At 56.9% G+C, this 26,005-nt stretch carries 20 protein-coding genes and 1 tRNA gene; 9 read left to right on the forward strand and 12 right to left on the reverse strand.

What is annotated here, in order from left to right; genetic code table 11:
• Positions 1-293: 293 nt before the first annotated feature.
• Positions 294-388: transfer RNA gene (locus PGR79_RS12500), tRNA-Sec, on the reverse strand.
• Between the two features lie 292 nt (positions 389-680).
• Here PGR79_RS12500 and PGR79_RS12505 point away from each other — a divergent pair.
• From PGR79_RS12505 to PGR79_RS12515, 3 genes are all read left to right on the forward strand, one after another.
• Entirely contained in the window at positions 681-2,075 is a 1,395-nt protein-coding gene (locus tag PGR79_RS12505; RefSeq protein WP_113374057.1) for a glycoside-pentoside-hexuronide family transporter, read from the forward strand.
• 12 nt (positions 2,076-2,087) lie between these two features.
• Positions 2,088-4,406: an alpha-xylosidase gene (yicI, locus tag PGR79_RS12510; RefSeq protein ID WP_113374056.1), complete on the forward strand. Its 2,319-nt coding sequence runs from the start codon at positions 2,088-2,090 to the stop codon at positions 4,404-4,406.
• A 147-nt stretch (positions 4,407-4,553) separates the two neighbouring features.
• Entirely contained in the window at positions 4,554-5,276 is a 723-nt protein-coding gene (locus PGR79_RS12515) for a MurR/RpiR family transcriptional regulator (RefSeq protein WP_113374055.1), read from the forward strand.
• A 90-nt stretch (positions 5,277-5,366) separates the two neighbouring features.
• On the opposite strand, the gene PGR79_RS12520 is transcribed toward PGR79_RS12515, so the two are convergent.
• The 4 genes from PGR79_RS12520 to PGR79_RS12535 form a co-directional block, all read right to left on the reverse strand.
• On the reverse strand, positions 5,367-6,746 hold the full coding sequence (locus tag PGR79_RS12520) for a glycoside hydrolase (RefSeq protein WP_430921773.1): 1,380 nt from the start codon (positions 6,744-6,746) through the stop codon (positions 5,367-5,369).
• 13 nt (positions 6,747-6,759) lie between these two features.
• Complete coding sequence (locus tag PGR79_RS12525; RefSeq protein WP_045390562.1) at positions 6,760-8,319, reverse strand: PTS transporter subunit EIIC; 1,560 nt, start codon at positions 8,317-8,319, stop codon at positions 6,760-6,762.
• 228 nt (positions 8,320-8,547) lie between these two features.
• Positions 8,548-10,245: an AsmA family protein gene (locus PGR79_RS12530; protein WP_113374053.1), complete on the reverse strand. Its 1,698-nt coding sequence runs from the start codon at positions 10,243-10,245 to the stop codon at positions 8,548-8,550.
• 161 nt (positions 10,246-10,406) lie between these two features.
• The gene (locus PGR79_RS12535; protein WP_015369129.1) at positions 10,407-11,798 is read right to left on the reverse strand and encodes a nucleobase:cation symporter-2 family protein; all 1,392 of its coding nucleotides are present in this window, start codon (positions 11,796-11,798) and stop codon (positions 10,407-10,409) included.
• A 287-nt stretch (positions 11,799-12,085) separates the two neighbouring features.
• Between PGR79_RS12535 and gltS the strand changes: the two genes are divergently transcribed.
• The gene (gltS, locus tag PGR79_RS12540; RefSeq protein WP_015703819.1) at positions 12,086-13,288 is read left to right on the forward strand and encodes a sodium/glutamate symporter; all 1,203 of its coding nucleotides are present in this window, start codon (positions 12,086-12,088) and stop codon (positions 13,286-13,288) included.
• A gap of 107 nt (positions 13,289-13,395) precedes the next feature.
• Here gltS and glpK read toward each other — a convergent pair whose 3' ends face one another.
• Together glpK and PGR79_RS12550 are read right to left on the reverse strand one after the other, a co-directional pair.
• Positions 13,396-14,904 carry a glycerol kinase GlpK gene (gene glpK / locus PGR79_RS12545; RefSeq protein ID WP_047040291.1) on the reverse strand — a complete coding sequence of 503 codons (1,509 nt, stop codon included), beginning with the start codon at positions 14,902-14,904 and terminating at the stop codon, positions 13,396-13,398.
• 21 nt (positions 14,905-14,925) lie between these two features.
• Positions 14,926-15,774 (reverse strand): MIP/aquaporin family protein, encoded by an 849-nt coding sequence (locus tag PGR79_RS12550; protein ID WP_015369132.1) that lies wholly within the window; start codon positions 15,772-15,774, stop codon positions 14,926-14,928.
• A gap of 438 nt (positions 15,775-16,212) precedes the next feature.
• Here PGR79_RS12550 and zapB point away from each other — a divergent pair, with 438 nt between their 5' ends.
• The 4 genes from zapB (at position 16,213) to PGR79_RS12570 (ending at position 19,903) form a co-directional block, all read left to right on the forward strand.
• Complete coding sequence (zapB, locus tag PGR79_RS12555) at positions 16,213-16,458, forward strand: septal ring assembly protein ZapB (protein ID WP_020077673.1); 246 nt, start codon at positions 16,213-16,215, stop codon at positions 16,456-16,458.
• A 152-nt stretch (positions 16,459-16,610) separates the two neighbouring features.
• Complete coding sequence (locus tag PGR79_RS12560; RefSeq protein ID WP_015369134.1) at positions 16,611-17,600, forward strand: sulfate ABC transporter substrate-binding protein; 990 nt, start codon at positions 16,611-16,613, stop codon at positions 17,598-17,600.
• Between the two features lie 169 nt (positions 17,601-17,769).
• Positions 17,770-18,534, forward strand: a complete 765-nt coding sequence (locus PGR79_RS12565; protein ID WP_113374052.1) for a CDP-diacylglycerol diphosphatase — start codon at positions 17,770-17,772, stop codon at positions 18,532-18,534.
• A 64-nt stretch (positions 18,535-18,598) separates the two neighbouring features.
• Positions 18,599-19,903 (forward strand): SLC13 family permease, encoded by a 1,305-nt coding sequence (locus PGR79_RS12570; protein ID WP_113374051.1) that lies wholly within the window; start codon positions 18,599-18,601, stop codon positions 19,901-19,903.
• A 98-nt stretch (positions 19,904-20,001) separates the two neighbouring features.
• Here the strand turns inward: PGR79_RS12570 and tpiA are convergent, their stop codons facing one another.
• Positions 20,002-20,769, reverse strand: a complete 768-nt coding sequence (gene tpiA / locus PGR79_RS12575; RefSeq protein WP_002922909.1) for a triose-phosphate isomerase — start codon at positions 20,767-20,769, stop codon at positions 20,002-20,004.
• Positions 20,770-20,877: 108 nt separating this feature from the next.
• Positions 20,878-21,477: a DUF1454 family protein gene (locus PGR79_RS12580; protein WP_015369137.1), complete on the reverse strand. Its 600-nt coding sequence runs from the start codon at positions 21,475-21,477 to the stop codon at positions 20,878-20,880.
• Between the two features lie 112 nt (positions 21,478-21,589).
• Here PGR79_RS12580 and PGR79_RS12585 point away from each other — a divergent pair, with 112 nt between their 5' ends.
• Positions 21,590-22,018, forward strand: a complete 429-nt coding sequence (locus tag PGR79_RS12585) for a DUF805 domain-containing protein (protein WP_015369138.1) — start codon at positions 21,590-21,592, stop codon at positions 22,016-22,018.
• Here the strand turns inward: PGR79_RS12585 and fpr are convergent, their stop codons facing one another.
• The 3 genes from fpr to recG form a co-directional block, all read right to left on the reverse strand.
• Positions 22,019-22,765, reverse strand: a complete 747-nt coding sequence (gene fpr / locus PGR79_RS12590) for a ferredoxin--NADP(+) reductase (protein WP_015369139.1) — start codon at positions 22,763-22,765, stop codon at positions 22,019-22,021.
• Between the two features lie 95 nt (positions 22,766-22,860).
• Positions 22,861-23,871, reverse strand: coding sequence for a class II fructose-bisphosphatase (gene glpX, locus PGR79_RS12595; protein WP_113374050.1), 1,011 nt, complete (start codon positions 23,869-23,871; stop codon positions 22,861-22,863).
• 51 nt (positions 23,872-23,922) lie between these two features.
• Positions 23,923-26,004 (reverse strand): ATP-dependent DNA helicase RecG, encoded by a 2,082-nt coding sequence (gene recG, locus PGR79_RS12600; RefSeq protein ID WP_087858925.1) that lies wholly within the window; start codon positions 26,002-26,004, stop codon positions 23,923-23,925.
• Between the last annotated feature and the right edge of the window lies 1 nt (position 26,005).

Consider the following 26,005-nt stretch of genomic DNA (forward strand, 5'->3'; position numbering starts at 1 on the left):
CCGGTCATGATCCCTAAGGATCGCCTTTCGGCATCGATACCTTCTCTATTGTGACATTTTAAAGAGCGGCAACAGGCGTAGTTCACCTGAATGTTGCAGATTAATCCTACATCTTTTTTCATAATGAGCGCAATACAAAAAACAATAAATTAATGGTTAAAGCGATATTTTATTTAACAAAGAGGTAAAGGCTATTGGTTCACAGTAAATTGATAACTGATTCCATTTATTCTGAAGCTATATAATGATTGGGGAATTAGTAAGGTCAAGATGATTAGGGAACTAATCTAGTTTGGCGGAAGATCACAGGAGTTGAACCTGCCCGGGACCGCTGGCGGCCCCAACTGGATTTGAAGTCCAGCCACCTCACCGGAGATGACGATCTTCCGCGCCTCGATTGCTACATGGAGGCGGGGCGCATTATAGCTACTTTCAGGCATTTACCACATACCTAAACGCACTTTTTTACTGTTAAAACTGGACTTTGCAGAACAGTCTGAGACAAATCCGTTCAAAATCCATGGGTTACACTTTTTCACACTCTTTCGGGCTACCGCGATCACAGAAAACAAGAAACGTAATTTGATAACGAGATATCGCAATTCATCTTACTGCGCCAAAGGGTTACAAAAACCGTAACCGGTACCAATCCGCGGTGCCGCTAAGGGAATAGTGCGCAAATGAAAGATCATATTCTGTCCGTCAAAGAGAAAATTGGCTACGGTATGGGTGACGCCGCCAGCCACATCATTTTTGATAACGTCATGTTATACATGATGTTTTTCTACACCGATATTTTCGGTATCCCCGCCGGCTTTGTCGGCACCATGTTCCTGCTGGCGCGGGCGCTGGATGCGATTTCCGACCCGTGCATGGGCCTGCTTGCCGACCGTACCCGCAGCCGCTGGGGTAAGTTCCGCCCGTGGATCCTCTTCGGCGCTATCCCGTTCGGCCTCGTCTGCGTGCTGGCTTATAGCTCGCCGGATTTAAGCCACAACGGCAAGCTGATCTACGCCGCCGTGACCTACACGCTGCTGACCCTGCTCTACACCGTAGTGAATATCCCCTACTGCGCGCTCGGCGGCGTGATCACCGACAACCCGACGCAGCGCATCTCGCTGCAGTCCTGGCGCTTCGTGCTGGCGACGGCGGGGGGCATGCTCTCCACCGTGCTGATGATGCCGCTGGTCAACTTTATCGGCGGCGAAGATAAAGCGCTCGGCTTCCAGGGCGGCATTGCGGTGCTCTCGGTGGTCGCCTTCCTGATGCTGGCCTTCTGTTTTTTCACCACCAAAGAGCGTGTCGAAGCGCCGCCGAGCAGTACCTCGATGCGTGAAGACCTGCGCGATATCTGGCGCAATGACCAGTGGCGGGTGGTCGGCGTGCTCACCATCCTCAATATCCTCGCGGTCTGCGTTCGCGGTGGCGCGATGATGTACTACACCACCTGGATCATGGGCTCGGCGGCGCTGTTCACCGTCTTCCTCACCACCTACTGCGTCGGCAACCTGATTGGCTCGGCGCTGGCGAAGCCGCTGACCGACTGGAAATGCAAAGTCAGCGTCTTCTGGTGGACCAACGCCCTCCTGGCGGTGCTCAGCGTGGCGATGTTCTTCGTACCGATGGACGCCGAAATCACCATGTTCGTCTTTATCTTCATCATTGGCGTACTGCACCAGCTGGTGACGCCAATCCAGTGGGTGATGATGTCCGACACCGTCGACTACGGCGAATGGTGCAACGGCAAACGCCTGACCGGCATCAGCTTCGCCGGCACTCTGTTTGTGCTCAAGTTGGGGCTGGCGCTGGGCGGCGCGCTGATCGGCTGGATGCTGGCCGGCGGCGGCTATGACGCCGCCGCTAAAACCCAGAACAGTGCCACCCTCACCATCATTATCGCCTTGTTCACCCTCGTTCCGGCGGTGTGCTACCTGCTGAGCGCGGTAATCGCCAAACGCTACTACACGTTAAAAACGCCGTTCCTGAAAAAAATGATGGCCGAGCTGGCCCAGGGCGCGCGTCGCAACGAACAAGAATTCACGGCAGCCCCGATCGACAAAGAATGGCAAAACTAAGAGGACGTTTTAATGAAAATCAGTGATGGAAACTGGCTCATTCAACCAGGGCTCAACCTGATCCAACCCGTACAGGTTTACGAGGTGGAGCAGCAGGGGAATGAAATGGTGGTCTATGCCGCGCCGCGCGATGTCCGCGAACGCGCCTGGCAGCTGGATACGCCATTGTTCACCCTGCGCTTTTTCTCGCCTCAGGAAGGGATAATCGGCGTGCGCATGGAGCACTTCCATGGCGCGCTGGATAACGGCCCGTACTATCCGCTGAACGTGCAGAAAGACGTCCATGTCGAAATAGAAAATACGGCCGAGTTCGCCGAGCTGAAAAGCGGCAGCCTCAGCGTGCGGGTGACTAAAGGTGAATTCTGGGCGCTGGATTTTCTGCGCGACGGCGTGCGTATCACCGGTAGCCAACTGAAAAACAACGGCTACGTGCAGGATAGTAAGACCCAGCGCAACTACATGTTTGAGCGCCTCGACCTCGGCGTCGGCGAAACCGTCTACGGCCTCGGCGAGCGCTTTACCGCGCTGGTGCGCAACGGCCAGACGGTAGAAACCTGGAACGAAGACGGCGGCACCAGCACCGAGCAATCCTACAAGAACATCCCGTTCTACCTGACCAACCGCGGCTATGGCGTGCTGGTGAATCACCCGCAGCGCGTCTCTTTCGAGGTGGGCTCGGAGAAAGTCTCTAAAGTCCAGTTCAGCGTTGAAGGCGAACACCTCGAGTACTTCGTGATCGACGGCCCGACGCCGAAAGCGGTGCTTAACCGCTATACCCAGTTCACCGGCCGCCCGGCGCTGCCGCCGGCATGGTCGTTCGGTCTGTGGCTGACGACCTCGTTCACCACCAACTATGACGAAGCGACGGTGAATAGTTTTATCGACGGCATGGCCGAGCGTAATCTGCCGCTGCACGTCTTCCACTTCGACTGCTTCTGGATGAAGGCCTTCCAGTGGTGCGATTTTGAATGGGATCCGCTAACTTTCCCGGACCCGGAAGGGATGATTAAGCGCCTGAAGGCGAAAGGGCTGAAGGTCTGCGTGTGGATCAACCCGTACATCGGCCAGCGCTCGCCGGTGTTCAAGGAGCTCAAAGAGAAGGGCTACCTGCTGAAGCGTCCGGACGGTTCGCTGTGGCAGTGGGATAAGTGGCAGCCGGGGCTGGCGATTTATGACTTCACCAACCCGGAAGCCTGCCAGTGGTACGCCGACAAGTTAAAAGGTCTGGTGGCGATGGGGGTCGATTGTTTCAAGACCGACTTCGGCGAGCGTATCCCGACCGACGTGCAGTGGTTTGACGGTTCCGATCCGCAGAAAATGCACAACCACTACGCATTCATCTATAACGAGCTGGTGTGGAAGGTGCTGAAAGAGACCGTCGGCGAGCAGGAGGCGGTGCTGTTCGCCCGTTCCGCCTCGGTGGGCGCGCAGCAGTTCCCGGTGCACTGGGGCGGCGACTGCTATGCCAATTACGAATCGATGGCGGAAAGCCTACGCGGCGGGCTGTCGATCGGCATGTCCGGCTTCGGTTTCTGGAGTCACGATATCGGCGGTTTCGAAAACACCGCGCCGGCCCACGTTTATAAGCGCTGGTGCGCCTTTGGCCTGCTCTCCAGCCACAGCCGCCTGCACGGCAGCAAATCCTATCGTGTGCCGTGGGCCTACGACGAAGAGTCCTGTGACGTGGTGCGCCACTTCACGCAGCTGAAATGCCGCATGATGCCGTATCTCTATCGCCAGGCGGCGCTGGCCCACGAGTTCGGCACTCCGATGCTGCGCTCGATGATGCTCGAATTCCCGGACGATCCGGCCTGCGACTATCTCGACCGTCAGTATATGCTCGGCGATTCGCTCCTGGTGGCGCCGGTGTTCTCTGAGGCGGGCGAGGTGCAGTTTTATCTGCCGGAAGGGCGCTGGACGCATCTGTGGCATAACGATGAATTGCCGGGTAGCCGCTGGCATAAGCAGCATCACGATGCGCTGAGCCTGCCGGTCTACGTTCGCGACAACACCCTGCTGGCGCTGGGCAACAACGACCAGAAACCCGATTATGCCTGGCATGAAGGCACCGCCTTCCAGCTGTTCCAGCTCGACGATGGCCGCGAAGCGCTGTGCCAGGTTCCGGCTGCCGATGGTTCCGTGATTTTCACCCTGAAGGCGAAGCGCCAGGGGAACACCATCACCGTGAGCGGCGAAGGCGAAGCCCGCGGCTGGACGCTGTGTCTGCGCAATATCCCGCGGATAGCGGGCGTGCAGGGTGGGACTCAGGCCGGCAGCGAACGGGGCGTGGTAGTGAGCGCTGAGGGTAATGCGCTGACGATTACGCTGTAAGTTAATACAACCCTCTCCGCCAGCGGTGAGGGTTTTTTTATTCCATTTATTGCACAATTCGTAACGTTCATTTCATTCTGGTGACTCATCCCACAGACCGATTTGCCCTCCGGTGGTAGCGTAATCTGCCGCTGAGAGGAGCCCGTAATGGACTTAGAAAATATCTTTCGTGACGTGAAGTTGAGTAAAACCGAAATGACCGTGCTGCGTTTTATTCAGAATGACCCGCAGCTGTGTATCCGCGAAGGGATCCGCACCGTCGCGGAGCGCTGCTACAGTAATCCTTCTTCGCTGGTGCGGCTGGCGAAGAAGCTTAAGTTCAGCGGCTGGCTGGAGCTGGTCTATTTCATCAAGTTCAATATCACCATGCCAAAGCTCGATGTCACCAACGATATCGATTATATGAGCATTCAGCCGGCAGAAGCGCTGACGCCGCTGCTGACTGGCCTTGAGCAGCAGCGTATTTTGATCCACGGCAGCGGCTTTTCGCAGCTGATCGCCCAGTATATTTATAATAAGTTTCTCGTCACCGGCGTTAACGCCAGCCTGGCGCTGTGGCCCGATTACGAAATCCTTGAGCAAAAAAACGCTGCCCGTTTTGATTCTATCTGGATCATTTCTAAATCCGGACGCAGCAGTTCGGCGTTAAATTGGGTTAAGGCGCTGGAAGGCAAGGAGATAAACCTGGTTTGCTTTACCGGCGATTATCAAAGCCCGCTGGCGCAGGCCGCGAATACGGCGTTTATTATTCACGACCCGCAGAAGTTCGACGATGATATTTACTGGAGCAACCCGTTTTTTGGCTACTGCATATTGGGCTTTGAGCGGCTGTTAAAAATGTGGTTTACCAGCGTACATAGCAATAGGTAGCCCCGCTAAGCGTAGCGCGAGCGGGGGGGGGAGTTCCCGGATGGCGGCTGGCGCCTTATCCGGGCTACTCAATCGAGCGGGGGCGACTCGTTACCGCCACCCGGCGAACTGTTCATCGTCGAGATAGGCCTCAACCAGCTTCTTCGCCAGCGAATATGAACCGACCAGCGGATGAGCCATCAACGCCTGCACCGCCAGCGATTTGTCCTGCTGCAGAATTGCCGCCACCGCCAATCGTTCATACTCCTTCACGCTGGCAATCATATTTTTCTGCGCTGTCGGCACGTTAACCGGCGTCACCGGCTTAAGACCCTCTTTGCTCAGATCGCAGCTGATTTCAATCACATCATCGGGGCGTAAAAAATCGAGCGTGCCGTTATTTTGTAGCGACACCACGATGCGTTTGGTGGTGGTGCTGTTGACCGCCTCCAGAATATCCAGCGCCACCCCGGCGTAGCCGCCGGTATCCGGCTCTTCAATAAACTGCCGCAGCGTTAACGGCTCGCGGGTATGGAATTTTTCCTGCTGCGACTCGTTTTGCATATAGCTGTTTTCGCGGCGTAGGTAGTGCTTCATCCAGATGGTAAAGGCCGCCTGCGGATCCGCTTTAACATCCACGCCGCTGAGCTCCTGACGCATATCGTGGTTGATACGGGCAATCTGCTCGCCGCGGGTCTCCGGCGCCTGTTGAATCGCCCGTAGCGCCACTTCGCGATAGTAGTAGTAGTAGAGATACTCGTTGAGCAACTGGTTATCGCACAGTTTGACCAGCTCCGGCGAGAAGTACTGCATCGCCGTTTTACGGTACAAATCCGGGTTGGCGACCAGCTGCGCGGTAACATCTTCCCCGCGCACGGTGAAGTGCGTAAACCAGGAAAAGTGGTTTAAGCCGTAGCATTCCACGCTCAGGTCGTGCGGGTCGCAGCCGAGGATCTCCGGCAGTTCGCGAATCAGCTCCGACGGCGCATCGCAAATCCCGTATACCCGGCGTTTGAAACCGGATTTGATAATCGCCTCGGTGACCAGCCCGGACGGATTGGTAAAGTTAAACAGGATCGCGTCTTTGTCGGCATGTTCCTCGATCAGCCGACAGTAGCGCAGGATCGCCGGGATCGAGCGCATCGCCATGGCAAAACCGCCCGCGCCGGTGGTCTCCTGGCCCAGCGTGTTATGCTCCAGCGCAATCCGCTCGTCGCGGATGCGGCTCTCATCGCCGCCGACGCGCAGCGTGGTAATCACATAATGGGTACCCTGCAGCGCGGCAACCGGATCGCTGGTGGTAGTAAAATGAATATCCGGGCGAATGGTATTAAATACATAGCGGGCGATTTCACCAAATAGCGATAAATTATCTGCTGAGCTATCCTGAAATACCACTTCCGTTAAACCAATGCGGTGCGCGTTATAAGCCAGCGACTTCGCCAGAAATGCAGAGCGTACACCGCCCCCGCCTAATACGGTTAATTTCATACATCACTCCCAATTAATTTTCTGCTAGCCAGCTATCAACCCGGGAACGGACTTGCCCGACTTTGACGCCATAAATAACCTGAACTTCATTACGATTGCGTACTACGCCATTTGCGCCAGTGCTTTTTAATATTTCATCATCAACTAATGCCATATTATGGACGGCCACCCGCAGGCGTGTGAAACAGTTATCAACGGAGATAATATTGGCTTTACCGCCTAAGCCATTAATAATTTCATCCGTCATCGACTGCGGGCCGCTGACTTTTTTACGGTAGTCCGCCTTACTGTATAACTTGACGTTATCGTCATCCTCGCGGCCCGGCGTTTTCAGATTTAACTTCACGACCAGCGTGCGGAATATCGCGTAATAAACGATAAATTGACCAATACCGATCAGCACGTACCCCGGCCAGCGGGTTAACGACACCGGCAGCGGTAGGTTGTAGATCAGAAACTCAATCAGGCCGGAGGCGCCCCACGGCCGCACGGTGAAGATGTCGCAAATTGCCTGTGAAGCAGCGGTTAACGTCGCATGGATCACCCACAGCAGCGGCGAGACAAATAAGAAGGTGAACTCAATGGGTTCGGTGATGCCGGTCAGCATCGAGGTGATAATCGCCGGCAGTAGAATCGCCTTCGCCATCGCTTTCTTCTCCGGCTTCGCGGTGTGATAAAACGCCAGCGATGCGCCCGCCAGGCCAAAGATGGTGGTCATCCCCTGTTGCGAGAAACGTAATGCGTCGTTCATCACCGGCGTCAGATCGGGATGGCGCATATAGGCGAGGAAAATCGCCTGGGTGCCGGAGACGACCTGGCCATCGACATTCAGCGTGCCGCCGATTTGTGTAAGCTGGAAAGGCGACCACACGAAATGGTGCAAGCCGGTAGGAATAAGGAATTTTTCAAAGAAGCCGTAGACAAACACTCCCGCAACGCCGGCATTCTTCATAAACCCGGTCAGGGCGCTAATGCCGTGGGTCATAAACGGCCAAATCCAGGTAAAAGCAATGGCGTAGCAGATAATGACCGGCGTCATGGCGACCAGCGTCAGCTTCGCCCCGCCGTACATCGATAGCGCGCCGGGCAGCTCAATATTGGAGACTTTATTATGTACCCAGGCAATGGTGCAGCCAAGGATGATTCCGAGGAATACTCCCATATCGACGACCACAAAGCCTAATAGCTGCGTTTGTCCGGTGCCGTAATATTCGCCGTTAATTTTTTCCGCCACCGCATGTGTATGTTCCAGCCATGAATGGTTGGCGCCGAGAAACATGATAAAACACATCACCGAGACAAGCGCGACTTCTGTTTTTTTATCTTTTGCCAGGCCGTAACTTATTCCCACGCAAAACAATAATCCAAGGTTGCCGAATAATGGCCAGAAGGTATCGCCAAGCAGTTGCCCTAATTGATGAAGGAAACTGGTTTCAGCAATAAGAGTCGGATTAGTTAAGACGGAACTGAGAGCCAGAATTAATCCAATGACCGGCAAGAACAATACTGCGCCGATCATGGCTCTGGAGAATTTTTGCATATTCTCCAGAATACGTTGACGTATTACAGACATGGTTGTTCCTTTTATTTTTGTAGGTACAGGGGATCATTATTTTTATCAACTTCCAGTATTTTGGTTATAGCAATTCTGATATTTGAAAGGAACCTGTTGCGGGAAATAGGTACAAATAGCCGCTAATTGCATACAGGTTTCAGGACCCGCACCCCAACCCCCTCCCTAAAAGGGAGAGGGAGCGGTCAGAGCTGAGTTTTGCGGGGAGAGGGCAGGGAGAGGGGGACTTTACTGCGGCGCGGCGGGCGCGTTGCTAACCTCGCCGTTGCGCATCACCTGCGCCGCCTGCTGCTTGTCCATATTGGTGGCGCTGAGCTGAGCATTAACGCTCGGTTTCAGCGGCGCATTGGCCTGCACGCTACCGTTCGCGGTTAGCTGGAAATTGCCGTCGCCGCTAATCGGCAGCGCAGGCCAGCCCCAGGCCTGCAGAATATTCAGCGGCACGCCGCGGCCGTTCAAGCTCAGATTGACCTGGCGCTGCGGCAATTGTGACACCGCGGCGGTCGCCTGCAGAATGCCGCGCTCGGTAAAGGCGCTCAGCTCGCTGATGTTGACCGTAGAAGCGTTCGCGTTCAGCTTCAGCGACGGGCGGCGTACGTCGATACGGTTGAAGGTCGCGGCGGCGGCATTGAGGGTGGCGCTACCGTTCCACACGCCCCACTGGCCATCTTTCACCAGCTGTAGTTCACCGCCGTAACCGTCCAGTGCGGTGATCTGCCACGGGAAGGCCGGGTCGATATCGATAATCAGATTTCGGCTGGCGCTGAATTTCTTCAGCGTCAGGCTTTGCAGCCAGCCCGGCATCGGCTCCATCCACAGCTGTTTCCAGTTGGACGGCAGCGTATATTCCAGCCCGGCGAAGACGGCATCGTCGAGCACCAGCGCATTACCGGCGCGCAGCCAGTTGCCGGAGGTACGCACCATGCCGCCCTCCCAGCGGGAGCTGAACTGGCGCAGCGCAATGCCCTGCGGCGAGAATTCGGCATTAACGATGGGATCGAGGAAGTTCAACGAACCGTAGATAAACTCGCTGGCGTTCATCGATAGCGTCCCGTCGTCGCTCTGCCAGCCGTTATGGCTCAAAGTCAGATTGCGCAAGTTGAGGTCGAGGTCGGTCACCGCCCAGCCTGGCCCCTGCAAACGAGCATCGGTCACATCCAGTCGGCCAATCTGCAGCGACGGCACCGAGGTGAGCGGCGCAAGGAACTCATTCAGCGGTTTGGCGCTCTGCAGCCGAATTTCATTCAGGCGCAGGTTATCAACCAGCCAGCTACCGTCGGCGCGGCGTTTGGCGTTGCCGGTCAGCGTGCCGCGCGCGATATCGGCGCCAAGGGTGTTCAGAGTCACCTCGCCGTTATCAATTGCCCCCTGGATCAGGACGTTGCTGGCTTCGACGCCGTTAATATTCATCGAGCCCGCGCTCATCTGAATTTGCGCTTTTCTGCCCAGCACGTCGCCCGCTTCCGGCTGCCACGGCATCACGCCACCGGTCACCCGCTGCGCGCTCAGGTTCCACTCGCTGTCCGGGCTGTTAAAAGCCATATCGCGTAGCTGCAGGCGGTCGGCGGCAAATGGCATTGCCGCGGAAGCCGGAGAAAGATTCAGCGTGCCGTCGCTGAGGACGATTTCATCAGCGTGCAGCGGGTCGCTGAACTGGCGGGTGCTAAAACCGATATCCACCGTTTTGGCGACCAGCGTCGGCGGCTTGCCGTCGCGGCCAAAGGTGACATTTTGCAACTGCAGATGTAGCGGAGAAGAGAAGTCATGCGCCATCTTATCGAAGGCGATTTTCCAGCCGGTGCTTTCGCTTAACCAACTGCTCGCCTGGCGCGCCCCCCAGCGGGTCTGCAGCGCAAAGTAAGCGGCGACGATAACGACCAGCAGGGCGATCAGCAGCCAGAGAACCAGCTTTCCAAGAAATTTCATGATCTTCCATCCTGATAAGTACACATCACCGTGTTATGCACGATTTATGCGCAATCCTCAAGGCGGGAATAGTGAAATGAGATGAAGTGAGGTGAAGAGATGTTACAGCCGCCGCGCTCCCAGGTCGCCGTGGCGATACCGGGGAGCGCAACTTCAATGCGTTAGTTCTTCTCAGGCGGGAAGATTAAATTCAGAACAATCGCCGTGATACCGCCAGCGGCAATACCGGAAGAGAGCAGGTTTTTCAGCCAGTCCGGCGCGAACTGCAGGATCAGCGGCTGCTGCGATACGCCGAGACCCACCGCCAGAGAGAGGGCGATAATCAGAATGGCGCGGCGATTCAGCGGCTCGCGGGAGACGATGCGCACGCCGGATGCGGCAATGGTGCCGAACATCACCAGCGTCGCGCCGCCAAGTACCGGCTCAGGAATATGCTGCACAAAGCCGCTTACCGCCGGGAACAGGCCGAGCACAATCAGCATCAGCGCCACCACAAAGCCCACATAGCGGCTGGCGACGCCAGTCAGTTGGATCACGCCGTTGTTCTGGCCGAAGCAGGAGTTCGGGAAGGTATTGAAAACTGCGGAAACAAATGAGTTCAGGCCGTTCGCCAGTACGCCGCCTTTCAGACGTTTCATATACAGCGGGCCGGAGACCGGTTGCTCAGAAACGTCGGAGGTGGCGGTGATATCGCCGATCGTTTCCAGCGAGGTAATCATAAAGACCAGCATCAGCGGCAGCAGCAGGCTCCAGTCGATGCCCAGGCCGTAATAGAGCGGCGTAGGGATAGTGATCAGGCTGCTGTTGGTAGGCGCGGTGTTAGCCGGCAGCATATCGAGGAACCACGCCGCCAGATAACCGGCAGCCATCGCGATCACCAGCGAGGCGATGCGCAGGTACGGGTTGCGCTGGCGGTTGAGGATAATAATCAGCGCCAGCACGATGCCCGCCAGCAGCAGGTTTTTCGGCGCGCCGAAGGTGTGGTCGGCCATCGCCGCATAGCCGCCGCCGATAGAAGTCAGGCCAACCTGAATGAGCGACAGGCCGATAATCATCACCACCACGCCGGAGACCAGCGGCGTAATAATGCGGCGCGCCAGATGCAGAACCCGCGAGAGGACCATTTCGGTGCAGCTCGCCAGCATCAGGGTGCCGAACAGCGCGGCCATCATCGTCGGCACGTCGGCGCCGCCGGTTTTCAGCGCGGTGCCGCCCATAATCAACGGGGCGACGAAGTTGAAGCTGGTGCCCTGGATGGAGAGCAGGCCGGAGCCAACTGGTCCCCAGGCTTTAATCTGGATAATGGATGCCACGCCGGAGGCGAACAGCGACATGCTGATGATGTGTTGCGTATCTTCGGCCGGGAGGCCGAGCGCCTGACAGATGAGCAGCGCCGGGGTGATGACCGCGACAAACATCGCCAGCAGGTGCTGGAATGCGGCAAACAGCGTTTGCGGAAGCGGCGGACGGTCTTCGAGGCGATAGATTAATTCGCTGGCTGGTTTATGCGCAACCGGTTGCGCATTTTCTGACTCTGCGGTCGTAACGGACATCACAAACAATCCCAAGGTGGCAAAGCGGGAATTTTATCGGACTGTAGACCAAAAGCAAACGTTTGCCACGATTTGGCGCAAAAAATATCCTCACTGAATAGATGTAACAAATTAATTAACATTTTGTATGCTTGATCGCATCAACGCTAATACAAAATATCTTTTTCTGTCATTTTTTGCGCGCTTCTGCTTAAAATCGCTCTCCAACTCCTCAAGATGAGAAGTAATCGACACCGGGAATACCGTCGCGTGTGAATGAATCATGCGCCCATAAGGAGCTCTTTTTTATGTTGCATCTCGATACCTTATCGACGCTCGTTGCCGCAACCATGGTGTTGCTTTTAGGGCGAAAGCTCGTTCAGAACGTCCCATTCCTCAAAAAATATACCATTCCTGAACCCGTCGCCGGCGGCCTGCTGGTGGCGCTGGCGCTGCTGGTTTTGAAAAAAAGCATGGATATCGAAATCGATTTCGATATGAGCCTGAAGGACCCGCTGATGCTGGCGTTCTTCGCCACTATCGGCCTTAACGCTAACCTTGCCAGCCTGCGGGCGGGCGGCAAAGTGCTTGGCACTTTCCTGATTGTGGTGGTGGGCCTGCTGCTGCTGCAGAACGCTCTCGGTATCGGCATGGCGAAGCTGCTGGGGCTGGATCCGCTGATGGGTCTGCTGGCCGGTTCTATCACGCTTTCCGGCGGTCACGGCACCGGGGCGGCGTGGAGTAAATTGTTCGTTGAGCGTTACGGTTTTGCCAATGCCACCGAGGTCGCCATGGCTTGCGCAACCTTCGGCCTGGTGCTCGGCGGCCTGATCGGCGGGCCGGTGGCGCGTTATCTGGTGAAGCACTCTTCCTCGCCGGACGGTACACCGGACGACCAGCTGGCGCCGACGGCGTTTGAGAAGCCGGATATGGGCCGCATGATCACCTCGCTGGTGCTGATTGAAAGCATTGCGTTAATCGCTATCTGCCTGACCGTAGGGAAGGTGGTTGCGCAACTGCTGGCAGGCACCGTGTTTGAATTACCGACCTTCGTCTGCGTGCTGTTTATCGGCGTGATCCTCAGCAACGGCTTGGCGCTGGCAGGGCTGTATCGCGTGTTTGATCGCGCGGTATCGGTACTCGGCAACGTCAGTCTGTCGCTGTTCCTCGCGATGGCGCTGATGAGCCTCAAGCTGTGGGAACTGGCGTCGCTGGCGTTGCCGATGATTATTATTCTGGCGGTACAGGCGGTGGCGATGGCGCTGTATGCGGTGTTTGTGACTTACCGGATGATGGGCAAGAACTATGATGCCGCCGTGCTGGCAGCCGGTCATTGCGGGTTCGGGCTTGGCGCGACGCCGACGGCGATTGCCAATATGCAGGCGATTACCGACCGTTTTGGCCCATCGCATATGGCTTTCCTGGTGGTGCCGATGGTGGGGGCGTTCTTTATCGACATCGTCAACGCGCTGGTGATTAAGCTGTACCTGCTGTTGCCGATATTTGGCTGATACAAAAATGCCGGAGTTAATCTCCGGCATTTTTTTGCCTGATGGCGCTGCGCTTATCAGGCCTACGGGCAACGCCCTGGTATCGTCATCCGGCGCGATACCGAGGTTTACTCGTCGTGCTCTTCCCACGCTAACGCGCGTTTCACCGCTTTCTTCCAGCCGCTGTAGCGGAAATTACGCTCGGTGGTTTCAATACCCGGGCGGAACTCACGTTCAATCACCGCTTTCTCCTGCAGCTCGTCGAGGTTTTGCCAGAAGCCGACCGCCAGACCTGCCAGATAGGCGGCGCCCAGTGCCGTGACTTCACGCACTTCCGGGCGTTCCACGCGGGTGCCGAGAATATCGGACTGGAACTGCATCAGGAAGTTGTTGGCGACCGCGCCGCCGTCCACGCGCAGGGCGTGCAGACGGATACCGGAGTCGGCCTGCATCGCTTCCAGAACGTCACGCGTCTGATAGGCGATAGATTCCAGCGTGGCGCGGATAATATGGTTGGCGTTCACCCCGCGGGTCAGGCCGAAAATCGCGCCGCGCGCATACGGATCCCAGTATGGCGCGCCAAGACCGGTAAAGGCCGGCACCACATACACGCCGTTGGTGTCTTTCACTTTAGTGGCGAAGTATTCAGAATCGAAGGCATCGTTGATGAGTTTCATTTCATCACGCAGCCACTGAATCGACGCTCCGGCCATAAACACCGCGCCTTCCAGCGCGTAGTTCACTTCGCCGGTCGGGCCGCAGGCGATGGTGGTCAGCAGGCCGTGGGTTGAGGTCACCGCCTTTTCACCGGTGTTCATCAACATGAAGCAGCCGGTACCGTAGGTGTTTTTCGCCATCCCTTCTTTCACACACAGCTGGCCAAACAGCGCCGCCTGCTGGTCGCCGGCGATGCCGGAGATAGGAATACGGGTACCGCCTTTACCGCCGATGTTGGTCTGGCCGTACACTTCAGAAGACTTACGTACTTCCGGTAGCATGGCGCGCGGGATATCCAGCGCGTCGAGCATTTTGTCGTCCCAGTCCAGTTCATGGATGTTGAACAACATGGTACGCGAGGCGTTGGTGTAGTCGGTGACGTGCACGCGCCCCTGGGTCATTTTCCAGATAAGCCAGGTATCAACGGTACCGAACAGCAGCTCGCCGCGCTTGGCGCGCTCGCGGGCGCCTTCGACATGGTCAAGGATCCACTTCACTTTGGTACCGGAGAAGTACGGGTCCACCACCAGGCCGGTGGCTTTGCGGATGTACTCTTCCATGCCGTCGCGCTTGAGCTGCTCGCAAATATCCGCGGTGCGGCGGCACTGCCAGACGATAGCGTTGTAAATAGGCTTGCCGGTCTCACGCTCCCAGACGATGGCGGTTTCACGCTGGTTGGTGATGCCGATGGCGGCAATTTCGTCGGAGTTGATATCGGCTTTTGCCAATACTTCGACCAGCGTAGAGCTCTGCGAGGCCCAAATCTCCATCGGGTCGTGCTCAACCCAGCCTGGCTTCGGATAAATTTGTTCGAATTCACGCTGTGACACGCTGACGATATTGGCGTCGTGATCCATCACGACGGCGCGGGAGCTGGTAGTGCCCTGGTCGAGCGCAACGATATATTTTTTCTCGGTCATAATTGGTGTCCCGTAGTCAGATTACAGCGAAGCTTTTTGTTGCGACGCGGAAGAAGCGGATTCTTTTTCTTCCTCGACGCAGGTGTCGCAAGGCAGATGGCGGCCAATGAATTTGCGGTAGCTGAATGCGCCCAGCGCCGCGCCGACCACCGGTGCGCACAGCGGCACCAGGAAATAAGGAATATCTTTGCCGCCGGTGAAGGCGACGTTGCCCCAGCCTGCCAGCCAGGCGAAGGCTTTCGGTCCGATATCACGCGCCGGGTTCATCGCGAAGCCGGTCAGCGGACCCATGGAGGCGCCGATAACGGCAATCAGCAGACCAATCAGCAGCGGCGCCAGCGGGCCGCGCGGCACGCCGTTGCCGTCGTCGGTCAGCGCTAAAATCACGCCCATCAGGATAGCGGTAATCACCATTTCTACCGCGAAGGCCTGCACAAAATTGATATGCGGGTTAGGATAGGTCGAGAAGATACCGGCGAGCTCAAGGCTTTCCACGCTGCCGCGTACCATATTGTGGGTGTGTTCGAAATCGAAGAAAAGATTGTAATAAAGCCCGTAAACTAATGCCGCAGCGCAAAAGGCGCCAGCGAATTGCGAAATAATAAAAGGAACAACTTTGCGCCCATCAAAGCAGGCGAATAACCATAAGGCGATGGTGACCGCCGGATTAAGGTGCGCACCGGATACGCCCGCGGTCAGGTAGATAGCCATAGCCACCCCCAGACCCCAGATGATGCTGATTTCCCACTGACCGAAGCTGGCTCCTGCGACTTTGAGCGCAGCTACGCACCCAACGCCGAAAAAGATCAACAACCCGGTACCGAGAAACTCTGCGATGCACTGGCCTTTTAATGTTGATGTCTGGCTCATAATCGGATCCTGAAGCGAAGTGATTATTGTAAGTATGTTGGTCGTGGACGACCACGGTGCCTTGTAGGCATAGTGTTAATTTATCGTTAACGAGCATAAACGAGAAATATCGAAATTTAAATTTGTGTCCCTCGTCAAGAAAATGAGCGTTTTCGCGCCATAAACGCGTGTTGCGGCACATTTACCCACCTTTTTCTGCGTATTTTGTTATCTCATTGATTAACAATCGCCAGAGAAGTTCGGGGCAATTGCCGCGAACGCACCAGGTAAAGACTGAAAAGTGTTGCAAACCGCAATCTGCGCGGGTTGTCGCTGGACAGGTGAGGCGGGGATTCATACAATCGACGACAACACCGCTATTGTGCGCTAATTCGTTAAGGCGGGACCGCGTATACGAAACACGAGTTTCTATCAACGCCTTGCAAGATCAGGAGAGGTATGACGATGTCATTAGAAGTGTTTGAGAAATTAGAATCTAAAGTTCAGCAGGCGATTGATACCATCACTCTGTTGCAGATGGAAATCGAAGAGCTGAAAGAAAAGAACACCACGCTGGCGCAGGAAGTGCAGAGCGCGCAGCACGGTCGTGAAGAGCTGGAGCGTGAAAATAGCCAGCTGAGAGAACAACAGCAGGGCTGGCAGGATCGTCTGCAGGCGCTGCTGGGCCGCATGGAAGAAGTCTAATCGCTTCTCGCCCCTTCCCGTCCGGGAGGGGGTTTTCTTTATCCTCCGCTTTATATCTCCAGGTTATAGCCAATCTTTTTTTATTCTTTAATCATTGATTCGCTTTCTGGCACGCTTAGTTCATCACAACACGACATAAAGAGAGCGGTGCGATGAATAAGTGGGGCGTAGGGTTAACTCTGTTGCTGGCATCCGCCAGCGTGCTGGCAAAAGATTATCAGCTGTTAAACGTATCGTACGATCCGACGCGCGAGCTGTACGAACAGTATAATAAAGCGTTTAGCGCGCACTGGAAGCAGGAAACCGGCGATAACGTGGTGATTCGTCAGTCGCACGGCGGCTCCGGCAAACAGGCGACGTCAGTTATCAACGGGATTGAAGCAGATGTCGTCACCCTGGCGCTGGCCTACGACGTAGACGCCATTGCTGAACGTGGCCGTATCGATAAAAACTGGCTGAAGCGCCTGCCGGATAACTCCGCGCCGTATACCTCAACCATCGTGTTCCTCGTCCGTAAGGGCAACCCAAAACAGATCCATGACTGGAACGACCTGATTAAACCTGGCGTGTCGGTCATCACCCCGAACCCGAAAAGCTCCGGCGGCGCCCGCTGGAACTACCTGGCGGCATGGGGCTACGCCCTGCATCAGAATCACGGCGATCAAGCTAAAGCGCAGGAGTTCGTGAAGGCGCTGTATAAAAACGTGGAAGTGCTGGATTCCGGCGCGCGCGGTTCTACCAACACCTTCGTCGAACGCGGGATCGGCGATGTGCTGATTGCCTGGGAGAACGAAGCGCTGCTGGCGACGAAAGAGCTGGGCAAGGACAAGTTTGAAATCGTGACGCCGAGCGAGTCTATTCTGGCCGAGCCGACGGTTTCCGTCGTCGATAAAGTGGTGGATAAGAAAGGCACTCGTCAGGTGGCGGAAGCGTACCTGAAGTATCTCTACTCGCCGGAAGGCCAGGAGATTGCGGCGAAGAACTTCTATCGTCCGCGCGATCCTGATGTGGCGAAGAAATATGCCAACGAGTTCCCGAAATTGAAGCTGTTTACCATCGATCAGGAGTTCGGCGGCTGGACGAAAGCGCAGAAGGAGCACTTCTCCAACGGCGGTACCTTCGACCAGATTAGCCAGCGTTAATCCTCTTGTCCCTGCTGGCGCTACGCTTAGCAGGGATACAGTTCTGCGCCATTTGGTATCCCGGGTAAGGCGACAGCCGCCACCCGGGGTAACTCCCCGCCCGCCATCTGTTTTTATTTAGTCATCAAATTACGTTACTCTTCCGGTTCAAGCTTAACAGGGAACAATAATGAGAAGAGTAAGATACCTTTTATGGGTGCTGCTGGTGGTTATTCTGGCGGCGCTGGCTGGCGGCTACTATTGGCTGCATTCCGGCAACCCGAACGCGTTACGTCATATTGTCCTGCAGCAGTGCGTACCCAATCAGCAGCAACATCAAAATCCGTCGCCGTGCGCGGAAGTGAACCTGAAAGGCGGCTACGTGTTGTTTAAAGATCGCAACGGCCCGCTGCAATATCTGCTGATGCCGACCTACCGTATTAACGGTACCGAAAGTCCGCTGCTGTTGGATCCGCTGACGCCGAATTTCTTCTGGCAGGCGTGGCAGGGGCGCGAAATTATGAGCCAGCGCCGCGGCGCGCCAATTGATGATAACGCGGTATCGCTGGCGATTAACTCGCGCAGCGGGCGCACGCAAAACCACTTCCATATTCATATCTCCTGCCTGCGTCCCGATGTCCGCGCGCAGTTAGATAATGATGCGGCGACAATTAGCAGCCGCTGGCTACCCTTGCCGGGCGGTCTGCAGGGCCATCAATATCTGGCGCGTCGGGTAACGGAAACCGAGCTGGCTCAGCGCAGCCCGTTCCTGATGCTGGCGGAAGAGGTACCGGAAGCGCGCGAACATATGGGGCGTTATGCGTTAGCGATGGCGCGTCAAAGCGACGGCTCGCTGGTGCTGTTGGCGACAGAACGTAACCTGCTGACTTTCAACCGTGCTTCGGCGGAAGAAATTCAGGATCATAGCTGCGCAATTCTTAACGCAAACCACTAGTTCTGGCGTTTACCTGTCTTTCCTGTCGTCGTATTCTTGCTGAAAAAAACGACAGGAGACAGGCATGTCGCTCTGGCTAACCCACCCGCTGTTCCTCCCTTCGCTGATCGTCGGCATCACCATTGTGCTCTGGGCGACTTCACTGTTACCGGAATTTATCACCGCGCTGCTGTTCTTCGCGGCGGCGATGATGACCAAAATCGCTCCGCCGGAGGTGATCTTCGGCGGTTTTGCTTCCTCGGCGTTCTGGCTAGTGTTCAGCGGCTTTGTGTTGGGGATCGCCATCCGTAAGACCGGACTGGCGGATAGAGCGGCGCAGGCGCTATCGGCGCGGCTCACCGACTCCTGGCCGCGGATGGTCGGCAGCGTCGTATTACTGAGTTATGCGTTGGCGTTCGTGATGCCGTCAAACATGGGGCGCATCGCGCTGTTGATGCCGATCGTGGCGGCGATGGCCCGGCGCGCGGGGATCGCCGACGGCACGCGCGGCTGGTACGGCCTGGCGCTGGCGGTGGGCTTTGGCACCTTCCAGCTTTCTGCGACCATTTTGCCCGCTAACGTGCCAAATCTGGTGATGAGCGGGGCGGCGGAAGGCTCTTACGGGATCCATCTGAATTACGTTCCCTATTTACTGCTGCATACGCCGGTGCTTGGCTGGCTGAAAGGGGCGGTGCTGGTGGCGTTGATCTGCTGGCTGTTTCCCGGCAAGCCGCATCCGCCGCGCGAGCTGGCGTCGCTGGCGCCAATGAGCCGCGATGAAAAGCGTCTGGCGTGGCTGCTGGTGGTGGTACTGACGTTATGGGTGACAGAGAGCTGGCACGGTGTCGGCCCGGCGTGGACCGGCCTGGCGGCAGCGGTGGTCACGCTGCTGCCACGAGTGGGATTTATCAGCGGCGAGGAGTTCGCCAGCGGGGTGAATATGCGCACCTGCATTTATGTTGCCGGCATTTTGGGACTGGCGATTACCGTGACCCAAACCGGGATTGGCGGCGCGGTGGGTAACGCGCTGCTGCAGGTGATGCCGCTGGATAAAGATAATCCGTTCACCAGCTTCCTGGCGCTGACCGGAATTACCAGCGCGCTGAACTTTATTATGACCGCTAACGGCGTCCCGGCGCTGTATACGACTTTTGCGCAGAGCTTTGCCGACGCGACCGGCTTTCCGCTGCTGAGCGTGATTATGATTCAGGTGCTGGGTTATTCCACGCCGCTGCTGCCGTACCAAGCGTCGCCGATCGTGGTGGCGATGGGATTAGGTAAAGTCCCGGCGAGAGCGGGGATGTTGCTATGTCTGGCGCTGGCGGCGGTGAGCTATTTGATTTTGCTGCCGTTGGATTACGCGTGGTATCAGCTATTGGGGAAATTGTAGCGATAATATAAAACCCGGCTCGCGCTGCGCTAAGCCGGGTTATTACTCGTGCGAATTTGTCAGCAACCCCGGCGGCGTTTCACCACCGGGAAAGCGAATTACGCTTTTTTCGCCGCTTCTGCAGCTTTAACGATCACCGCGAAAGCGTCTGCTTTCAGGGATGCGCCGCCAACCAGCGCGCCGTCGATGTCCGGCTGGGTGAACAGCTCTGCGGCGTTGCCGGCGTTAACGGAACCGCCGTACTGGATGATGACCTGCTCAGCGATTTTAGCGTCAGCTTTAGCAATGTGGTCACGGATAAATTTGTGCACCGCCTGAGCCTGCGCTGGGGTAGCGGATTTACCGGTACCGATGGCCCATACGGGTTCGTAAGCGATAACCACGCCTTCAAAAGCGGCTGCGCCCTGAGTTTTCAGCACGGCGTCGATCTGACGCGCGCAAACTTCTTCAGTTTTGCCCGCTTCGTTTTCAGCTTCGGTTTCACCGATGCACAGAACCGGCGTCAGACCCTGCTCTTTCAGTACAGCGAATTTCTTCGCGATCAGCTCGTCGGATTCTTTGTGGTAGGTACGGCGTTCGGAGTGGCCGATGATGATGTACTGCGCGCCGATATCTTTCAGCATTTCAGCGGAGGTTTCACCGGTGAATGCGCCGGACAGGTTCACGTCAACGTTCTGCGCGCCCAGGTGGATGTGGCTGCCTTCTGCCGCACGCTTAGCCAGGTCGAGATACATTTCCGGCGGCGCGATTGCCACTGCACAGCCGCTTACGCCGGCCAGTTCAGTACGCAGGTTAGCAACCAGTTCGTTTACCATGTGGCGGCTGCCGTTCAGTTTCCAGTTACCCATCACTAAAGGATGTCGCATTTTAATTCTCCACGCTACTAAGCGAATTAAGGAATATAGCCGCCCCAGAGGGCAGCATGGTCTGTGAAACAGTATAGAGACTCGTCACTGGAAAGGCTTTGCTTTTTGTCATTTATTGTTGTCTTCCAGCGTTTCAGATAGCGCCAGCTTAATCGGTTCAATGGCGAAAGTTAGCCCCTTTTCCCCGTGATCTGCCACCACATAGCGCACCGCGCCTTCGGTTTCGGTGTAGTAGCGTTTGCCTTTGCCGGCAGTCAGCAGTTTTTGCAGCTTTTGCTGGCTCTGCAGTGGGCTTAGGGTCGGCACAAAGGCGCGAAGAATGGCGCTCATATACTCCTGCGCTTTCGCTTTCGCCGCCTTTTGTTCCGGCCCCTGAATCGGCAGCCAGGTTATCTGCATTGATTTAATCTTCAGCGTGCCGCGCTCCAGCGCGGTAGAGGCATACAGATTCTCGTTAATCTTGGTGGCGGCGCGGGTCAGGTTGGCTTTATCGCGGCTGGAGGCGATAGAACGGAACTCGTTTAGCGGCAGTTTCGGATTATCGGCATTAAATTTCTCGCGGAACTCGCTGATGCTGACATCAAAAATCGGCGCGCTGGGTAGCAAATAGGGGGCGGTGGCGGCGGATTCCGTTTCTGCGGACAACGCCATCGGGCCGACAGATAACGCTGTCAGCCCAATTAAACTTAAGATTGCCCACTTCTTCATGCCCATCTTTCCTTTTTTTGCCTGCCGACGATTAAAACGGGAACCGTCACGCTTGTCAAAAAGTGACGCCTTCAGGGTAAACTACGCGAATGATGATGATAAGGAATAAAACATGACCCTACAGCAGTGGTTATTCTCAATTAAAGGCCGTATTGGCCGCCGGGATTTCTGGATTTGGATCGTTATCTGGGTGTTGACCATGAGCGCGCTGTTTACCCTCGCGGGCAGCAATTTACTGAGTTTGCAGACCGCGGCGTTTATTCTCGTCTGCCTGCTCTGGCCGACGGCGGCGGTGGTGGTGAAGCGTCTGCACGATCGCGGGAGATCCGGCCTCTGGGCGCTGCTGATGATTTTGGCGTGGATGCTGCTGGCGGGCAACTGGGCGATGTTGCCGCAGGTCTGGCAGTGGGGCGTTGGGCGCTTTGTACCGACGCTGATTATCGTCATGATGTTGATCGACCTGGGCGCGTTCGTCGGCACCCAGGGCGAAAATAAGTTTGGCAAAGAGACGCAGGATGTCCGCTGGAAAGCGGACGCCTGATTACCAGTAGTGCTCTGCCGTCATATGGCCCGGTCGGCGACGCAGATGTTTGGTCATCTGCCGGGTCTCTTTCAGCAACTGCTGGGTATCACGCACCATCTGCGGGTTACCGCACAGCATCACGTGGCTGGTATCGGCGGTCATCGCCAGGCCGACCGCCTCTTCCAGCGCGCCGGTTTCAATCAGAAACGGCACCCGGCCCGTCAGCGAACCTTCCGCTGTCTCGCGGCTAACCACGGTCTGGATACGTAATTTGCCGGCGTAGCGCTGCTCCAGTTCGCGCATTTGCGGTAAATAGCTGAGGTCGGCGGCGTAGCGCGCCGCATGCACCAGCACAAGGTTCTTGAAGCGATCCAGGTCTTTTCCTTCTTCCAGAATCGACAGATAGGGGCCGATCGCCGTACCGGTGGCGAGCATCCACAACGTGTCGCAGTCTGGCACCTCTTCCAGCACGAAGAAACCGGCGGCTTCGCTGACAATCTGAACATCGTCGCCGGGTTTCAGCGCGGCCAGTCGCGGGCTGAGTTTACCCTCCGGAACGGTGACCAGGTAGAACTCGAGATCGGGATTGCTGGGGGCGTTGACATAGGAGTAGGCGCGCTGCACGCGCTCGCCGTCAACATCCAGGCCCAGTTTAGCAAACTGCCCTGCGGTGAACGGCTCAACGGGCGCGTGAATGGTGAGGCTAAATAGTGCATCGGTCCAGTTTTGCACTTTTACAACTTTACCTGTAACCCAGTTTGCCATTGCGTCTCTCCTTTCAATCTCGTCAGTCTATCTTCACCGCGACGGGAGAAGATTTCCAGCCCGAAAAGGCTGGAAAGCTCGATTGATCAAATGTTTTACAGGATGTATTGCTGGACGTCCGGGTCTTTTCGGTCGAGGTAATGAATCGACTGAATACGGCGGATAGTCCGCGATTTACCGCGGATTAGCAGCGTTTCGGTGGTCGCCATGTTGCCCTTGCGGGTGATGCCGTCCAGCAGATCGCCTTTGGTAATCCCGGTGGCGGAGAAGATGACGTTATCACTGCGCGCCATCTCATCAAGACGCAGCACTTTACCCGCTTCGATACCCATGGTTTTGCAGCGCGCCAGTTCGTTTTCACCGATACGGCGGTTCTCTTCGCTATCGCCCTTCACGTGGTGACGAGCCAGCAGGCGGCCCTGCATATCGCCGTCAAGCGCGCGGATCACTGCCGCCGAAACCACACCTTCCGGCGCGCCGCCGATGCCGTACAGCACGTCGACTTCGCTATCCGGCATACAGGTCAGGATAGAGGCCGCCACGTCGCCATCGGGGATCGCGAACACGCGCACGCCCAACTGCTGCAGTTGCGCAATGACCGCGTCGTGGCGGGGTTTTGCCAGCACGGTGACGGTCAGCTCGTCGAGCGGTTTATTCAACGCGCGGGCGATGTTGCGCAGGTTCTCTTCCAGCGGCAGATTGAGATCGATGGCGCCTTTAGCGCCGGGGCCGACAATCAGCTTTTCCATATACATATCCGGCGCGTTGAGGAAGCAGCCTTTATCGCCAACCGCCATCACCGCCAGCGCGTTGGCCTGGCCCATGGCCGTCATGCGGGTACCTTCAATCGGATCGACGGCGATATCTACCGCGTCGCCTTTGCCGGTACCCACTTTTTCGCCGATATAGAGCATCGGCGCTTCATCGATTTCACCCTCGCCGATGACGATGGTGCCGTCGATATTGACGAGGTTAAGCATAATGCGCATGGCGTTAACCGCTGCGCCGTCGGCGGTATTTTTATCGCCGCGGCCCAGCCATTTATAGCCCGCCAGCGCGGCGGCTTCGGTGACACGCGAAAATTCGATGGCCAGTTCTCGTTTCATAATCCACTCATTGTGTAGAAAAGTTGCCCGTAGCGCGGCAAGAAGGACGCGCTACGCGTTGGAATAGCGTTCGGTTTCCGGCATCCAGCGCTCAATCAGCGCCTGTGCCTGCAGCGGATAGCGTTCGTGAATATGGCGAGCAATGCGCTGAACCTCGGGGATCATGGCCTGATCGCGCAGCAAGTCCGCTACTTTAAATTCGGCGTTGCCGGTCTGGCGGGTGCCGAGAAGCTCGCCGGGGCCGCGGATTTCAAGGTCTTTCTGGGCGATGACGAAACCGTCGTTGCTGTCGCGCAGCACCTGCAGGCGCTTCTGCGCCGTTTTGGAGAGCGGCGATTTATAGAGTAGCACGCAGTGGGAGGCGACGGCGCCGCGCCCGACGCGCCCGCGTAGCTGGTGCAGCTGCGCCAGACCCAGACGCTCCGGGTTTTCGATAATCATCAGGCTTGAGTTAGGGACGTCAACGCCGACTTCAATCACCGTGGTGGCGACCAGCAGGTGCATCTCGCCCTGCTTGAAGGCCTGCATCACTGCCTGCTTTTCCGCTGGTTTCATCCGCCCGTGGACGAGGCCGATATTAAGTTCCGGCAGCGCCAGTTTGAGCTCTTCCCAGGTGGCTTCCGCCGCCTGGGCTTCCAGCAGATCGGACTCTTCAATCAGCGTACAGACCCAATAGGCCTGACGACCTTCCTGGGTGCAGGCGTTGCGCACGCGGTCGATAATGTCGCTGCGGCGGGTATCCGGGATAGCGACGGTCGTTACCGGGGTACGGCCCGGCGGCAGCTCGTCGATAACCGAGGTATCGAGATCGGCATAGGCGGTCATCGCCAGGGTGCGTGGAATCGGCGTAGCGGTCATGATCAGCTGATGCGGGTGGAAGCCCTGCTGCTGGCCCTTTTCCCACAGCGCCAGGCGTTGATGAACGCCAAAACGGTGCTGTTCGTCGATAATCACTAGCGCCAGGCCGTTAAACTGCACCTGCTCCTGGAAAATGGCGTGGGTGCCGACAATCATCTGCACTTCGCCGTTGGCGATGGCCTCCTGCTGCGCCTGGCGCGCTTTGCCTTTCTGCTTGCCCGCCAGCCAGCCGACTTCAATGCCCAGCGGCGCGAACCAGCTGCGGAAATTATTGGCGTGCTGCTCGGCGAGCAGTTCGGTCGGCGCCATCAGCGCCACCTGTTTGCCATGGGCGATAGCGCGCAGGGCGGCCAGCGCGGCGACCAGCGTTTTGCCGGATCCGACGTCGCCCTGCACCAGGCGCATCATCGGCACGTCCAGCGCCATATCGCGCTCGATCTCAGCGGTGACGCGCGCCTGCGCGCCCGTTGGTTTAAAGGGCAGGGAAGCCAGAAGCTGGGTTTTCAGCGTGTCGTTGGCGCTGAGCGGCAGAGCATGATAGCGCTGGGCGCCGGCGCGGAGCGCCAGCATGCTGAGATTATGCGCTAACAACTCTTCCAGGATAAGACGCTGCTGTGCCGGATGTTTACCGCTCTCCAGCTCGCTGAGCTGTAGCGACGGCGGCGGGCGATGCAGCGTACGCAGCGCCTCCGGCAGGCTCATCATCCCCTGCGCCAGCTCCGGCGGCAGCAGTTCGCTAATCGCGCAGGTGTCCAGCAGCTCAAGCGCCTGATCGGTGAGTTTGCGCAGCGTCGCCTGCTTAATGCCTTCAGTGGTCGGGTAGACCGGAGTCAGGGTTTCCTGCAGCTCCGGGGTACTCATATCGCCCTGCACGCGATATTCCGGGTGGATCATCTCGGCGCCAAACTTGCCGCGTTTAGCTTCGCCGTAGGCTAGCACGCGACGACCGGTCGCCAGGCTGTTTTTCATCGCCGCGTTGAAGTTGAAAAAACGCATGGTCAGGATGCCGGAACCGTCACTTATCTGACAGGTCATCATCCGGCGGCCGCCGAAGGTGATATTGCTGTTGAGCACTTCCCCCTCTACGGTTGCGTAGACGCCCGGCAGCAGTTCGCCGATTTGGTACAAGTGAGTCCGGTCTTCATAGCGCAGTGGCAGATGAAGTAGCAGGTCCTGAACCGTATGCAGACCGATTTTCGCCAGTTTGCTGCTCTGTGCGGCGCCAACGCCGGTCAGCGAGTTGAGCGGGACGGCATCTAACAGGCGGCCTGACATC

Origin of the sequence: Klebsiella sp. 141161 (assembly GCF_050600815.1) — a bacterium.
In the GTDB taxonomy this organism is placed as follows: Bacteria; Pseudomonadota; Gammaproteobacteria; order Enterobacterales; family Enterobacteriaceae; genus Klebsiella; species Klebsiella aerogenes.

Excerpts from the sequence above, each read along its gene's own strand:
- glpK (WP_047040291.1), bottom strand. The coding sequence starts at position 14,904 with ATGACCGAGAAAAAATATATCGTTGCGCTCGACCAGGGCACTACCAGC.
- PGR79_RS12570 (WP_113374051.1), top strand. The coding sequence starts at position 18,599 with ATGTCGCTCTGGCTAACCCACCCGCTGTTCCTCCCTTCGCTGATCGTC.
- PGR79_RS12580 (WP_015369137.1), bottom strand. The coding sequence starts at position 21,477 with ATGAAGAAGTGGGCAATCTTAAGTTTAATTGGGCTGACAGCGTTATCT.
- PGR79_RS12530 (WP_113374053.1), bottom strand. The coding sequence starts at position 10,245 with ATGAAATTTCTTGGAAAGCTGGTTCTCTGGCTGCTGATCGCCCTGCTG.
- PGR79_RS12565 (WP_113374052.1), top strand. The coding sequence starts at position 17,770 with ATGAGAAGAGTAAGATACCTTTTATGGGTGCTGCTGGTGGTTATTCTG.
- glpX (WP_113374050.1), bottom strand. The coding sequence starts at position 23,871 with ATGAAACGAGAACTGGCCATCGAATTTTCGCGTGTCACCGAAGCCGCC.
- PGR79_RS12550 (WP_015369132.1), bottom strand. The coding sequence starts at position 15,774 with ATGAGCCAGACATCAACATTAAAAGGCCAGTGCATCGCAGAGTTTCTC.
- PGR79_RS12560 (WP_015369134.1), top strand. The coding sequence starts at position 16,611 with ATGAATAAGTGGGGCGTAGGGTTAACTCTGTTGCTGGCATCCGCCAGC.
- tpiA (WP_002922909.1), bottom strand. The coding sequence starts at position 20,769 with ATGCGACATCCTTTAGTGATGGGTAACTGGAAACTGAACGGCAGCCGC.
- PGR79_RS12515 (WP_113374055.1), top strand. The coding sequence starts at position 4,554 with ATGGACTTAGAAAATATCTTTCGTGACGTGAAGTTGAGTAAAACCGAA.
- recG (WP_087858925.1), bottom strand. The coding sequence starts at position 26,004 with ATGTCAGGCCGCCTGTTAGATGCCGTCCCGCTCAACTCGCTGACCGGC.
- gltS (WP_015703819.1), top strand. The coding sequence starts at position 12,086 with ATGTTGCATCTCGATACCTTATCGACGCTCGTTGCCGCAACCATGGTG.
- PGR79_RS12525 (WP_045390562.1), bottom strand. The coding sequence starts at position 8,319 with ATGTCTGTAATACGTCAACGTATTCTGGAGAATATGCAAAAATTCTCC.
- fpr (WP_015369139.1), bottom strand. The coding sequence starts at position 22,765 with ATGGCAAACTGGGTTACAGGTAAAGTTGTAAAAGTGCAAAACTGGACC.
- yicI (WP_113374056.1), top strand. The coding sequence starts at position 2,088 with ATGAAAATCAGTGATGGAAACTGGCTCATTCAACCAGGGCTCAACCTG.
- PGR79_RS12520 (WP_430921773.1), bottom strand. The coding sequence starts at position 6,746 with ATGAAATTAACCGTATTAGGCGGGGGCGGTGTACGCTCTGCATTTCTG.
- PGR79_RS12505 (WP_113374057.1), top strand. The coding sequence starts at position 681 with ATGAAAGATCATATTCTGTCCGTCAAAGAGAAAATTGGCTACGGTATG.
- zapB (WP_020077673.1), top strand. The coding sequence starts at position 16,213 with ATGACGATGTCATTAGAAGTGTTTGAGAAATTAGAATCTAAAGTTCAG.
- PGR79_RS12535 (WP_015369129.1), bottom strand. The coding sequence starts at position 11,798 with ATGTCCGTTACGACCGCAGAGTCAGAAAATGCGCAACCGGTTGCGCAT.
- PGR79_RS12585 (WP_015369138.1), top strand. The coding sequence starts at position 21,590 with ATGACCCTACAGCAGTGGTTATTCTCAATTAAAGGCCGTATTGGCCGC.